Genomic DNA, 13,402 nt, shown 5'->3' with positions numbered 1-13,402 from the left:
GCCCGTATTCACGCCGCCAGTCGACGTCCATCGGGGCCAAACAGATGGGTCTTTGCGAGATCAACCGCAATGCCGACGGGTTCACCCGATTTCAGGGGAAAGTGTCCGTGTTCGCGCACCAGCACCTGGCCGATACCGGGAACATGCGCATGGATGTTGGTGTCCGACCCCAGATGTTCGACCAGCTCGGCCCGCCCTGACAGATGCGCCGCGTCAGGAGCAACGATGTTGAGGTGTTCCGGGCGAACTCCTAGCTCGCTGGCGCGCTTCTGGCCTTCGGGCAGGCCGACTGTCAAAGACGTGCCATCCTTCAACTGGATGCCCTCGGCGGCCGGTTCGATCTCCAGAATGTTCATGGTTGGCGATCCTATGAACTGGGCGACGAACTTGTTGGCCGGCCGGTCATAAAGCTCCAGCGGTGTCCCGACTTGCTGGATGTCTCCGGCATTGAGCACGACTATCCGGTCAGCCAGGGTCAAGGCCTCCACCTGGTCGTGGGTGACATAGACCATCGTGGCCTTGAGACGCTGATGCAGCCTTGCGATTTCCAGGCGCATTTCCACCCGCAGCGCCGCATCCAGGTTGGAGAGCGGCTCATCAAACAGGAAAGCACTCGGATCGCGCACGATGGCACGTCCCATCGCGACACGCTGGCGCTGGCCCCCGGAGAGCTGCTTCGGCAGCCGTTCGGTCAGCTTTGTCAGGCCAAGCGTCTGCGCCGCCTGCCTGACCTTGCTGCCCCGTTCCTCGTTTGGCGCCTTCCGGATTTCCAGCGAAAACCCCATGTTCCGGGCGACATCCATATGCGGATAAAGCGCATAGGACTGGAATACCATGGCCATGTCCCGGTCGCGTGGCGGCACCTCGTTCATGCGCCGGCCATCGACCGTGAACTCGCCGCCGGTGATGGGCTCCAGCCCCGCGATCATGCGCAGCAATGTGGACTTGCCACAGCCCGAAGGCCCGACCAGGACAATGAACTCGCCATCCTCGATGGACAGGTTGATGTCGCGCATGACTTCAACGGAGCCATAGGATTTGGAAATGTTGGTGAGATCGATACGTGCCATCGAAAGTCCCTACCCTTTGACCGCGCCAGAGGTCAGCCCCTGGACCAGATAGCGCTGGATGAAGATGAAGAAGAGGCAGGACGGCACCAGCGCCAGCACGCCGGCGGCCATCATCTGGCCCCAGTCGACCGAGAATTTCGAAACGAAGGTCAGCAGTCCGACCGGGAAGGTCATTGTGTCGTTGGAATTGATCAGCATCAGCGCGAACAGCAGCTCGCTCCAGGCCGCCGTGAACACAAATCCGAGCGTCGCGCCGAGACCCGGCAGCGTCAGCGGCAGAATGATCTTGCGCAGCGCCTGAAAGCGGGTGCACCCGTCCATCATCCCGGCTTCTTCCAGGTCCTTCGGGATACCGTCGAAGAAGGACTGCATCAGGAACGTGGCGAAGGGAATGTTGAACGCCGTGTAGACGATGATCAGGCTGGTCAGCGAGTTGAGCAACCCGATTGCAGCCACGATCTTGTAGATCGGCGCGATGATCATCAGGAGGGGAAACATCTGGGTGATCAGCATCAACGCGATCACCAGCCGCTTGCCCCTGAAATCGAAGCGCGAGAAGGCGTACCCGGCTGCTGCTGCGATACAAGTGGTGATCGCGGCCGTGCCGAGCGAGACCACCAGGCTGTTTCGGAAATACGCAAGGAAATCCGTTGCGATCAGCACCGTGCTGAAATTCTCGAAGGTGAAGCGGCTCGGGAAGAGTGCCGTTCCCTCGGTGTAGATCAGCTTGTCCGGCGTGACCGCAATCTTGGCCAGCCAGTAGAGCGGGAACAGGGCAAAGGTGACGTAAAACGCCAGAGCCAGATATTTCCCGGTGACCGCCAGCGGCGAGCTTTTGCGAAGGGCGCTCATGGAGTGTCTCAGATCTTGACCAGCTTCCTGCGCAGAACCAGCAGGATGACGGCATAGAGCAGCAGCAGGGCCAGCAGCGCGACGGCGATGGCCGAGGCATAGCCGAAATCCAGTTTGCGGAAGGCGGTGGTGAAAATGTAGGTCGACAGGATCTGCGTGGAATTGGCAGGTCCGCCGCCGGTCATGACAAAGATGAGATCGGCAAAGTTTGCGATCCAGATCGTCCTCAGCATGACCGTGATGGCAATCATCGGTGCCAGGAAGGGCAGCGTGATCTTGGTGAAGGTCTGCCAGGTGGTGGCGCCGTCGATCTCCGCGGCCTCATAGAGTTCATGCGGGATGGACTGGAGCGCGGCCAGGAGCGTGATGGCAAAGAACGGAATGCCGAACCAGACATTGGCGGTGATCGGACCCCACATGGCCAGGTTCGGGTCCCCCAGGATGTTGAAGGGCTCGGACAGGATGCCGAGATCTGTCAGCCAGTGCGGAAGCGGACCGATGGTCGGATTGAAAAGCCAGGCCCAGGTCAGGGCGGAGAGAAAGGTCGGCACTGCCCATGGCAGAAACACCAGCGCCTGCACAAGCCGCTTGCCGTAGAAATGCGTGTTGAGCAGAAGCGCAAGACCAAGGCCCAGAAAGAACTGGAAGACAATGGAGCCGACGGTCCACCAGAAGGTGTTGGTCAGCGCCAACCAGAACTTGCGGTCGCTCCAGAGTGCCTGAAAGTTCTCGAACCCCACAAAGCCGGTCTGAAACGGACGCAGCAGATTGACCGCCTGGAAGGCATAGGAAATGCCGATCACCAGGGGAACCAGCATCACCAGTGCAATCAGGATGATTGCAGGCGAAATGTAGAGATAGGGCTCCACCAGATAGCTGAGATAGATGGAGCGCCGCGCCCGGGGTTTCCCGGGCGCGGCAGTGTCAATTGCGGTCATTGCGCGGCTTTCCAGCGGGCATATTCATCCGTCAGGAAGTCCGCCCATTGGTCAGCCACTTCCTGGGCGCTGATCTGGCCGAGCAACGCTTCCTGGCTGGTTTCCAGAGCGATGCTGTCGGCGAAGTAACCGAACTGTTCCAGATAGGTCGGCATGACGGTCGGGACATACTCGTCGCCGTTCAGGGTCTCGAACCAGCCCGCGAACTGTTCGGTCCTGAAGTGCGGGTCCTGCTCGGCGCCTTCGTGGATCGGAATGACACCGACGCGCTTGGCCCATTCCTTGTTGCTGTCCGGGCTGGACAGATGCGCGATCAGTTTCCAGGAGAGATCCTTGTCGGAGGTCGTATCGAACATGGACCAGCCGGCAAAGCCGATGGTCGGGAAGGCCTTGCCCGCCGGACCGACCGGCATCGGGATGACGGCAAAGTCCTCGGCGTCCATCCGCTCGGAGACCGCGATCAACGCATCCGGATCCTGATCAAGGAAGGCACAGGTGCCGGAATAGAAACCGGCAACGATCTCGTTGAAGCCCCAGCTGACCGCATCCTTCGGCGCATAACCGTTCTGATACATGTCGATCAGGAACTGGATGCCTTCCACGGATCCCGGCTGGTTGAGCGTGCTCTTGCCGTCTTCGTCAAAGAACGTGTTGCTGCCATTCATGGTGGCGGCCATCATGATCCAGCCATTGAGACCACCCGGCCCGCCGCGCAGGCAATAACCGTATTTGCCGTCCAGCTCGGAGACAGCCTTGGACGCTGCCATGAAGTCTTCCATGGTGCGCGGCGGCTCCTTGACCCCCGCTTCTTCCAGAAGCTTCTTGTTGTAGAAAAGCGCACGCAGGTAGAACCCGTAGGGGATCATGCGGGCGCTCTTGCCGTCCGTTTGACGGCCCATGTCGATCGTCTTCTGGGTCAGCGTCGCGCCGTGTTCCCACTCGGCGATGCGGTCGTTCAGGTCGACCAGCTTGTCCTTGTAGATACCGGCCCAGCGGTCCGGCATTTCAACGACATCGGGAATGTCGCCCCCGGCCACCATCGTGGCAAACTTTTCAAAAGCCTGGCCCCAGGGAAGCGAGACGATTTCAACTTCCGTGCCCGGATTGGCGGCTTCGAAGGCGTCGACCTGGGCCTGCAGCACCTTGGTGCGTTCCGGGCTGGTGATTACCTCCACAAGTTTCAACGTTTCGGCACTGGCGGTTGAGCCCGCCATGATCGCCAATACACTGATTGCTCCTATCAATCCCCTCATGATCTTCTCCACTTGTTCGAAAGGTCTGTTTTTGCGCCGCTTATGTCCGGGCGCTTGTGCTCAGGGCCGCCTCAAAGTCGGCCCAAAGGTCGCCAGGGTCCTCCAACCCCAAACTGAGACGCAGGATCCGGTCGGAAACACCGAAACGCTGCATGGAATTCTGTTCACCCGACTGAGCCAGCCCGACCCGTGTTGGCAGAACCAGGCTCTCGAAGCCGCCCCAGCTGACGCCAAGGCGGAAGAGTTTCAGGGCGTCGGCCAGGCGCGGAATGTCGACGCTCTCGTCCAGCTCGACGGAGAGCAGTCCGGACCGTCCCGTCAGGCCGGGCACTCCATTCGGACCGGGTGACAGCACCGCCGTGACTTTCGGGTGAGCAGACAGCTTGTCGACAAAGAGATTGGCGGCTTCCTGATGCTGGCGCATGCGCGCGCCAAGCGTGCGCAGCCCCCTGGTCAGCAGGAACGCCTCGAAAGGCGCGAGCTTGCCGCCGAGAAGTGTCAGGGTGAGGTCCCTGATCCGAGTGATCAGCTCCTGTCGCCCGACGACGACGCCGGCGACCGTATCCGAATGACCGGAGAGGTATTTCGAGGCGGAATGCAGCGAGATATCGATGCCCAGGTCCAGAGGACGCTGGAACAGCGGTGTCGCCCAGGAATTGTCGACCACTGTCAGGGTGCCGTGACGCCTGGCATTGGCGGCAACGGCGGCAAGATCCATCGTCTGGAACACGACCGAGTTGGGGCTTTCCAGATAAGCGAGCGTCGCTCCCTTGAGCAGATCCGGGTCGTTCTGGAATGCGTCGACGGAATGATAGGTGACTTCAATTCCGAAGGGGCTCAGCAAACGCTCGAACAGGCGATAGGCATCCGGATAGACATGTTCGACACAGGCGATCCGGTCACCCGGCCGGACAAAGGCCAGGACGGTGGATGAGATAGCCGCCATGCCGGAGGCAAAACCGACCGCTGCCTCACCGTTTTCGGCCTCTGCCATCAGTTTCTCGAACGCGGCAACCGTCGGGTTTTGCACACGGGTATAAAGCGGATCCTCGGACCGCCCGGCCATGCGATCTTCGAAGGCCTGGTAGGTGTCGAAGGTGAACAGGGACGTTTGCACGATCGGCGGGGTGACCGCTCCGCCCGCGTCTGCAGCCGCCGCCAAAAGCGTCTCGATCGAATAACCGCCCGGCACAGCGTCAGCCATCGTGTTCCTCTTTGATCTTCTGGGTCTCGACACAGACCATGTCGATGATTTGTGCTGTCAGCTCCGCGGCCCTGTCTTCGTCGCCCGCGACAATGGCGTCGGCCAGCGGCCGGTGCAGCGGGATGGTTTCCTGACCGAGATGGGCCTTACCGAACGGCGTTTCGTAAATGTCGTGAAACGCCTTCTGGATCTGCTCGATGAATTGTTTGAAGAGCGGATTGCCGGTGGCCTCATGAACGGCGTTGTGGAAACGATGGTCCGCCGGACGCCAGTCCTCACCGAGCTCATAGACGGCCATGAGCTCGGCAGCCCGGGCGCTGATGATGCGCCGTTGTTCGGGCGTCGCCAGGCGGGTTGCGATCCGGACCGCCTCGATTTCCAGCGGTCCGCGGACCTGCTGCATACGCAGCAGACTTTCCGCTTCATGTTTGATGGTCAGGGCCACGCGCAGAGTATTTTGTGAGATTTCCGCGATCAGGCGGGTGCCGGCGCCTTTGTTCCGGCTGACCACGCCCATGCTTTCCCAGGTTTTCAGGGTCTCGCGGATGGTCGACCTGCCAAAGCCGAGACGGCGCACCAGTTCCAGTTCAGGCGGCAGGCGATCACCGACCTTGAGCCCCTCTTCCTCGATCAAGGCAATCAGGGCCCTGGGAACGTCCCGGGGCGCGTCTTCGCCGCTTCCTTCGAAGTCGTAGGGCTTCTGGTTTGTTTGGTCCGGCATGGAGAGAAGTCGACCCCTTGTTGATTATGACAGGAGCTTATCACTTTGTCTGACAATGTAAACACTTTGTCTGACATTGTTGAAATTATGTCAGACATAAACTCTAACCTATTGACTTGCTTTGCCTTTCTCAAAACCCTCACCAAAGCTGCTTCTGATTAGAAGTCCAGGAAACGCAAAGACCGGTATGAGGCTCGCAAACCGGATCGCCTTTACAAACAAAAACCGGCGCGCACTCCTCGTGCACGCCGGTGGCGAAAAGTTGCTTGCAATGTGTCGTTGTCCGCGCGCCAACTGCTGTGGTCAGGCACCTTCAGACAGCCCTGTCCTCACCCGATCTGGGCGGTCGCTTCGATTTCGATCAGGGCTTCGTCTTCAATGAGATCGGCGACAACGACCACGGACATGGCCGGGAAATGCCGCCCCATGACACGCCGGTAGGCTTCGCCAACCTCTTTCTGCCTGGCCAGGTATTCCCGCTTGTCCTTGATGAACCAGGTCAGCCGGGCAATATCGGTTACCGCACCGCCGGCCTCCTCGACGATTGCGGCAATGTTCCGCAATGTCTGTTCCATCTGGCCGGCAAAGTCATGGACCTCAAATACCTGATCCTTGTTCCAGCCAATCTGACCGCCGACGTGAAGCGTCTGCCCTGAGGTCAGCATGCCGTTTGCGTAGCCCTTGGCCGGTGCCCAGCCGTCCGGTTGAATGGTTTTGAGGGTCATTGGTCCTGACTTTCCTTGAATAAACGATCTAAATCTGATCCGGCCTGAGCAAAACGAAACATGCCTAGACCCCGATATAGCTGGCGGTGACGTCGTCGGTGAGCGCCTCGATCGTTCCTGCCCACACCGTCTTGCCACGTTCCAGGATCGTCGCCCGGTCGCAGACTTGCCGGAGTTCCTTGATCGACTTGTCGATGACCAGAATGGCAAGGCCCGTGTCGGCCTTCAGCTGCCGGATGACGGCCCAGATTTCCTGACGGATGACCGGGGCCAGACCTTCGGTCGCCTCGTCCAGGATCAGGAGGGTCGGGTTGGTCATCAGTGCCCGGCCGATCGCCAGCATCTGCTGCTCGCCGCCGGAGAGCGATCCGGCGCGCTGGTTGCGCCGTTCGCCCAGCCGCGGAAACAGCTGGATCACCTTGTCGAAACTCCAGTCCCCCGAACGGGCCGCCGCCATCAGGTTCTCCTGAACGCTCAAGTCGGCGAAACACCGTCTTCCTTCCGGTACAAGGCCCAGCCCCAGACGCGCAGCCTTGTGGCTGGGCAGACGGGACAGATCCTGCCCCCCGAAGGTCAGCGTGCCCTGCGCCGGCAACATGCGGCAGATGCATTTCACGGTGGTGGACTTGCCCATGCCGTTTCGGCCGAGCAGCGCCATCACCTCCCCTTCCCGGATGTCCAGATCGACCCCGAACAGTGCCTGGCTCGCCCCGTAGGACGCGGTGACATTTGAAAGGCTCAAGAGCGCGCTCATGCCTCGTCTCCCAGATAGGCTTCCTTGACGGCGGCATTGGCGCGGATTTCATCGACCGTGCCCGTGGCGATGACTTCGCCATAGACCAGAACGCTGATCCGGTCGGCCAGTGTGAAGACGGCATCCATATCGTGTTCCACAAGCAGGATCGGCGCTTCCTGGCGCAACTTGTCCAGAAAGCCGGTCAGCAATTTGGAACCTTCAGAACCCATGCCGGCCATCGGTTCGTCCATGACGAGCGCCCTGGGTTTCAGCGTCAGGGCCACGGCAACCTCCAGCTGGCGCCGCTGGCCGTGACTGAGTTCGGCTGTACGCATGCGGGCGTGGTCCTGAAGACCGACCCTTTCCAACGCCTCTTCGGCGGTTGACCGCAAGTCCCCATCCTTGAGGGCATTGCCGAAGAAGCGCCAGGGTTTGCCACTTGCCCCGAGCGCGCCCAGAACAGCGTTCTGCAGAACGGTGTCTTCCATGGCCAGCGCGGAGATCTGGAAGGTCCGGCCAAGACCGGCTCTTGCCCGTGCCCGCGTCGGCTCCAGGGTCACGTCCTGACCGAGCAGGTGCACCGTGCCGGCATCGGGCTTGAGCGTACCGCAGATCTGGCCGATCAGCGTCGATTTGCCCGCCCCGTTGGGGCCGATGATCGCGTGGATCTCGCCCGGCTTCAGGTCGATGGAGATGTCGCGGCTGGCGCGCAGCGCTCCGAAGCTCTTCGTGATGCCACGTGTTTGAAGAACAGCCTCAGTCATGAACTGCCTCCCGTCCGCAAACCATTCCGATCAGGCCACCCCGTCCGAACAGGACGATGACGAGCAGCAACAGGCCGAGATAGATGTGCCAGAAATCGGATAGCCCGCCGAGCCAGTGCTCCAGCGCCACGAAGACGAGCGCGCCAACGACAGGTCCGAAGAGGCGCCCGACACCGCCGATGATGATGAAGATCATGATTTCACCACTGGTCTGCCAGGAGAACATGGTCGGGCTGACAAAGCGGTTCAGATCCGCAAAGAGCGCCCCGGCGAGCCCGGTGATGGCGCCAGAAACCACGAACGCGACCAGCTTCAGCCGGACTGGGTCGAGACCGACCGTTTCCACCCGCACCGGCACCTGCCGCGCAGCGTTCAGCGCGAGGCCGAAGGGCGAACCGCCGAGACGCCAGGCAAATGTGAGCACCAGACAGAGCAACACCAGACAGAGGCCGTAGAACTGGATAGGGTCGAGCGTGTTCAGGCCCGGGAAGCCATTGCGGACATAGATGGACAGCCCGTCCTCACCGCCATATTCCGCCCAGGAAATGGCAAAGAAGAAGAACATCTGGCCGAAGGCCAGCGTTATCATGATGAAATAGACGCCGGCGGTCCTAAGCGACAGGATGCCGATGACAAGTGCGGCCAGGGAAGACAGCACAATCGCCAGCAGCCAGATCACCGGCATCGACTTGGTGCCCTCGATCAGCAGCGGCCATTCGGCGAGAGGCGTATAGGTCTGGGCATGATGGGCGAGAATGCCCATGGCATAGCCGCCAATGCCGAAGAAGACGGCGTGGCCCAGACTGACCAGCCCGCCAAGTCCCAGGGCGATGTTAAGGCCGACAGCGGCAATGGCGAAGATCACGGCCCGTGTCATCAGCGTGATGGTGAAGGGCTCATCGGCGCTCAAGGCCCAGGCCGGGATGGCGATGAGCAACAAGAGTGTTGCCGTGTTGAGATAGCTTTCCCGGATCATGCGCGCGCTCCGAACAGTCCGGCAGGACGCAGGATCAGCACCGCAGCCATCAGGATATAGATCGCCATGGAGGCGAGCGACGAACCGACCGACGTTGCCGTCGACGGATCAAGAACAAGTTTCAAGAGCTCCGGCAGGAAGATGCCGCCGAGCGTATCTGTGAGCCCCACCAGGATCGCGCCGATCAGGGCGCCCTTGATCGAGCCGATGCCGCCGATGACGATGACAACGAAGGCCAGGATCAGGACAGGCTCGCCCATGCCGACCTGAACCGACTGGATCGCTCCAACCAGGGCTCCGGCCAGGCCGGCAAGCGCCGCGCCCAGTGCGAAGACGATCGTGTAGAGCTTGGCAATGTCGATGCCGAGTGCCGCGATCATCTCGCGATCGTTCTCCCCGGCCCGGATCTGAATGCCGAGCCGCGTTCTGGAGATCAGCAGCCACAGCCCGAGGGCAACGCCAAGACCGACCACGATCAGCGTCAGCCGGTAGAGCGGATATTCAATCCCGCCCGGCAGCGTCACAGGCCCGGACAGGAAGTCCGGTACATTCAGGTAGAGCGGGAAAGAGCCGAAGATCCAGCGCGTACCTTCCGAGAAGATCAGGATCAGCGCGAAGGTGGCCAGCACCTGATCGAGGTGATCCTTGTCGTAAAGACGCCGGATCACGACCAATTCCACCAGGGCGCCGGCGATCGCCGCCCCGGCCAGCGCGGCCACAAGACCGAGCAGGAAGGAGCCTGTGGCCGCGGCCACGGCAGCCGCACAGAAAGCGCCGATCATGTAGAGCGACCCGTGGGCCAGATTGATCAGCCCCATCACGCCGAAGATGAGCGTCAGCCCGGCGGCCATCAAGAACAGCATGATGCCGAATTGCAGGCCGTTCAGAACCTGCTCTATGAGCAATATCAGTGACATCTGAGCATCGTTTGTGAATGTTGACGCATTTGACAGGAGCGAATTTGTTCGCTGACGAGGCGGACTGCCCGTAGTGGTGGCACCACCACAAGGGCTGGCCAACGACGCCAGAGGGCAAATTCGCCCTGCCTATTTATTGGAGCCGGCAAGCCGAGTGTGCCTTGAGCGTGGTGAAGATATGCGGCCCATCGGCTGCGTTGCGCCACTTGCCCGATGAACCACATCGCGCTGCGCGACGCGCCTTGCCGAGTGCGCCGCATATCTTCATCAAATACGCCAACATTCACAAACAATGCTCTTGCCCCGCCCCATTGTTCGGCACGGCGGATTCGCCGCGCCGAACTGTGGTGCTTACCTTACATGTTGCACTCGGACCAGTAGGCATCGGCGTGGCTGGTCAGCGCCTTGCCGATGATCTTGTTGGTGTAGACGTCACCCTCCTTGATCACTTCACGGACATAGATGTCCTGGATCGGGTGGTGGTTCGGACCGAACTTGAAATTGCCGCGTGTGGAAGCGAAATCCGCTTCCAGAAGGGCGGCGCGGAAGGCATCGGCATCTTTCACATCGGCCTTGGCCATGGCGGACAGCAACAGGTTTGCGGTGTCAAAGCCCTGGGAGGCATAGAGCGACGGCAGGCGGCCATATTCGGCCTGGAAGGATTCAACGAAAGCTTTGTTTGCCGGGGCCTCGATGTCCTTGTTCCACTGGCTGGTGTTTTTCACGCCGAGCGCGGCATCACCGACGGCCTGGAGGATGCCCTGGTCAAAGGAGAAGGCCGGACCGACCACCGGCAGGTCGACACCTGAATCCTTGTATTGCTTCAGGAAGGAAATGCCCATGCCGCCCGGCAGGAAGAAATACACGCTGTCCGCGCCGGATGCCCGGATCTGCGCGATTTCGGCGGCATAGTCGGTCTGCCCCAGTTTGGTGTAGATCTCGCCAGCGACATCGCCCTGGTAGGTGCGCTTGTAGCCGGTGAGCGCATCCTTGCCGGCCGGATAGTTCGGCGCCAGGATGAAGCTGTTTTTCAGCCCTTCAAAGTTGGCGTAGGCACCGGCGGCCTCATGCAGATTGTCGTTCTGCCAGGCGACGTTGAAATAGTTCGGATGACAGCCCTTGCCAGCCAGGACGGACGGGCCGGCATTTGGCGACAGGTAGAATTTCCCCTGAGCGGTCGCGGCCGGGATCACGGCCATGGCGAGGTTCGACCAGATGATGCCGGTGAGCACATCGACCTTCTCCGACTGGATCATCTTGTCGGCGAGCTGGACGGCAATGTCCGGCTTGCGCTGATCGTCTTCGATGACGACCTCGAGGTCTTCGTTGCCGGCCTGTTTGACCGCCAGCATGAACCCGTCCCGCACGTCGATGCCGAGGCCCGCACCGCCGCCGGACAGCGTGGTGATCATGCCGACCTTGACCGGTTCGGCCTGGGCTGTCGAGAGACCGACCGCAAGTGCGGCGGCGGCTGCCATTGTGGTGAATTTCATCTGCTGTTCCTCTTGGTCTTAAGACTGCTGTTCCCGGTGGTATTAGGTTGCCGCCATGCTTCTTTTTGTGAGCCTGGTCGGCCAAGGGCTTGTTTTATTGTAATAATCCCGGCCCAAACAGGATTGTCCGCTCAAGCGTCCGGTCTGAGCCGGAACCGCTGGATCTTGCCGGTTTCAGTTTTCGGCAGGGTGTCTTCGAAGATGATCGACCGCGGATATTTGTAAGGCGCGATCGTCGCTTTGACGTGATCTTTCAACGCTTTGACGAGCTCTTCTGAGATTTCGATTCCCTCGGCGACGACCACGTGTGCCTGCACGATGGAGCCGCGATCCTCGTCCGGCACACCGATGACGGCGCATTCCTGGATTGCCGGATGCGCCAGCAGGGCCGCTTCCACTTCCGGACCGGCTATGTTGTAGCCGGCGGAAATGATCATGTCGTCGTTGCGGGCCGCGAAATGAAGGTGACCGTCCTCGCTCATGGAAAAGCTGTCACCGGTGATGTTCCAGCCGTCGATGACATATCCCTGCTGACGGTCGTCGGCGAGGTAGCGGCAACCGGTCGGGCCACGCACAGCCAGCCGGCCAACCTCACCCGGAGCCACCGGTGCGCCGGTCGGATCAATGATCTTGACCTCATAACCGCCGACCGGCTTGCCGGTGCAGGCCGGTTTGTGATCGCCAAACCGGTTGGAGATGAAGATGTGCAGCATCTCGGTGGCACCAATGCCGTCGAGCATCGGTTTGCCGGTCTTTTCCATCCAGGCCTCATAGACAGGTGCCGGCAGGGTCTCGCCCGCCGAGACGGCCGCCCGCAGCGAGGACAGGTCTGCGCCGTCTTCCATGGCCTGCAGCATGACCCGGTAAGCGGTCGGCGCGGTAAAGCAAACCGTTGCCTTGTACTTCTCGATGATCTCGATCATGTTCGGCGGCGTCGCGGCTTCCAGAAGCGTCGCGGCCGCACCGAAACGCAGCGGGAAAATCGCAAGACCGCCGAGACCGAAGGTGAAGGCGAGCGGCGGGGAGCCGACAAAAACATCTTCCGGCGTCACCCCCAGCACTTCCCTGGCATAGCCATCGGCGATGATCAGAAGATCCCGGTGGAAATGCATCGTTGCCTTGGGTGTCCCCGTCGAGCCGGAGGTAAAACCCAACAGCGCGACATCGTCGCGGCCTGTCGGCACGGCGTCATAAAGCACGGATTTTTCCAGTGCCAGCCGATCCAGTTCCGCATCGTGGTTGGAGGTGCCGTCAAAACCGACAACTTTCTTCAGGAAGGTCGACGTTTTCGCACAGGCGACCATTTCGTCCATCAGGCGGGTGTCGCAGAGCGCAAACTCAATCTCCGCCTTGTCGACGATCTTGGAAAGCTCACCGGCCCTCAGCATCGGCATGGTGTTGACGACAACCGCGCCGGCCTTAGTCGCCGCCAGCCAGCAAGCCACCATCGCCGGGTTGTTGGCCGAGCGGATCAGCACCCGGTTGCCGGGTTTGACACCAAGATCTTCGGAAAGCGCATGCGCCAGCCGGTTGGTCCAGTCGGCCAGTTCCTTGTAGGTGCGGCGGCGGCCATTGCCAATCAGGGCGGTGTGATCGCCGAAACCCTGTTCGACCATCTTGTCGGTGAGCTCGACCGCGGCGTTCAGCCGTTCCGGGTACTGGAAGTCCTTCAGCAGGAAATCCGGGCACTGGTCTTCGGGCGGAAGGTTATCCCGGGTGAAAGTGTCGACATGTGCGGAAGGACCAAGCATGG

At 60.9% G+C, this 13,402-nt stretch carries 13 protein-coding genes; all 13 read right to left on the bottom strand.

Going from position 1 to position 13,402, the window contains the following annotated elements; translation table 11 throughout:
* Positions 1-8: 8 nt before the first annotated feature.
* The 13 genes from CHH27_RS01705 to CHH27_RS01645 all read right to left on the bottom strand — a co-directional run bounded on the left by CHH27_RS01705 (position 9) and on the right by CHH27_RS01645 (position 13,400).
* Positions 9-1,070, bottom strand: coding sequence for an ABC transporter ATP-binding protein (locus CHH27_RS01705; RefSeq protein WP_094070037.1), 1,062 nt, complete (start codon positions 1,068-1,070; stop codon positions 9-11).
* Positions 1,071-1,079: 9 nt separating this feature from the next.
* A complete protein-coding gene (locus CHH27_RS01700; protein ID WP_094070036.1) occupies positions 1,080-1,922 on the bottom strand; it encodes a carbohydrate ABC transporter permease in 843 nt (280 codons plus the stop codon).
* 8 nt (positions 1,923-1,930) lie between these two features.
* The gene (locus tag CHH27_RS01695) at positions 1,931-2,860 is read right to left on the bottom strand and encodes a carbohydrate ABC transporter permease (protein WP_094070035.1); all 930 of its coding nucleotides are present in this window, start codon (positions 2,858-2,860) and stop codon (positions 1,931-1,933) included.
* Positions 2,857-4,113: a sugar ABC transporter substrate-binding protein gene (locus CHH27_RS01690; RefSeq protein WP_094074454.1), complete on the bottom strand. Its 1,257-nt coding sequence runs from the start codon at positions 4,111-4,113 to the stop codon at positions 2,857-2,859. Before CHH27_RS01690 ends, CHH27_RS01695 begins: the two co-directional genes overlap by 4 nt.
* A 40-nt stretch (positions 4,114-4,153) precedes the next feature.
* Positions 4,154-5,317: an aminotransferase class I/II-fold pyridoxal phosphate-dependent enzyme gene (locus CHH27_RS01685; RefSeq protein WP_094070034.1), complete on the bottom strand. Its 1,164-nt coding sequence runs from the start codon at positions 5,315-5,317 to the stop codon at positions 4,154-4,156.
* On the bottom strand, positions 5,310-6,038 hold the full coding sequence (locus tag CHH27_RS01680; protein ID WP_094070033.1) for a FadR/GntR family transcriptional regulator: 729 nt from the start codon (positions 6,036-6,038) through the stop codon (positions 5,310-5,312). Before CHH27_RS01680 ends, CHH27_RS01685 begins: the two co-directional genes overlap by 8 nt.
* 329 nt (positions 6,039-6,367) lie before the next feature.
* Positions 6,368-6,763, bottom strand: a complete 396-nt coding sequence (locus CHH27_RS01675; RefSeq protein ID WP_094070032.1) for a RidA family protein — start codon at positions 6,761-6,763, stop codon at positions 6,368-6,370.
* Positions 6,764-6,827: 64 nt separating this feature from the next.
* Positions 6,828-7,517 (bottom strand): ABC transporter ATP-binding protein, encoded by a 690-nt coding sequence (locus tag CHH27_RS01670; protein WP_094070031.1) that lies wholly within the window; start codon positions 7,515-7,517, stop codon positions 6,828-6,830.
* Entirely contained in the window at positions 7,514-8,263 is a 750-nt protein-coding gene (locus CHH27_RS01665; protein WP_094070030.1) for an ABC transporter ATP-binding protein, read from the bottom strand. The genes CHH27_RS01670 and CHH27_RS01665 overlap by 4 nt, the downstream gene beginning before the upstream one ends.
* Positions 8,256-9,239, bottom strand: a complete 984-nt coding sequence (locus tag CHH27_RS01660) for a branched-chain amino acid ABC transporter permease (protein WP_094070029.1) — start codon at positions 9,237-9,239, stop codon at positions 8,256-8,258. The genes CHH27_RS01665 and CHH27_RS01660 overlap by 8 nt, the downstream gene beginning before the upstream one ends.
* The gene (locus CHH27_RS01655; protein WP_094070028.1) at positions 9,236-10,156 is read right to left on the bottom strand and encodes a branched-chain amino acid ABC transporter permease; all 921 of its coding nucleotides are present in this window, start codon (positions 10,154-10,156) and stop codon (positions 9,236-9,238) included. Before CHH27_RS01655 ends, CHH27_RS01660 begins: the two co-directional genes overlap by 4 nt.
* A 356-nt stretch (positions 10,157-10,512) precedes the next feature.
* The gene (locus CHH27_RS01650; RefSeq protein ID WP_094070027.1) at positions 10,513-11,649 is read right to left on the bottom strand and encodes an ABC transporter substrate-binding protein; all 1,137 of its coding nucleotides are present in this window, start codon (positions 11,647-11,649) and stop codon (positions 10,513-10,515) included.
* Positions 11,650-11,780: 131 nt separating this feature from the next.
* Complete coding sequence (locus CHH27_RS01645) at positions 11,781-13,400, bottom strand: AMP-binding protein (RefSeq protein ID WP_094070026.1); 1,620 nt, start codon at positions 13,398-13,400, stop codon at positions 11,781-11,783.
* Positions 13,401-13,402 lie beyond the last annotated feature (2 nt).

The sequence above is a fragment of the Labrenzia sp. VG12 genome (assembly GCF_002237595.1).
In the GTDB taxonomy this organism is placed as follows: domain Bacteria; phylum Pseudomonadota; class Alphaproteobacteria; order Rhizobiales; family Stappiaceae; genus Roseibium.
The sequence above is the reverse complement of the archived record's forward strand: the minus strand, read 5'-3'. Positions and strand labels throughout refer to the sequence as shown.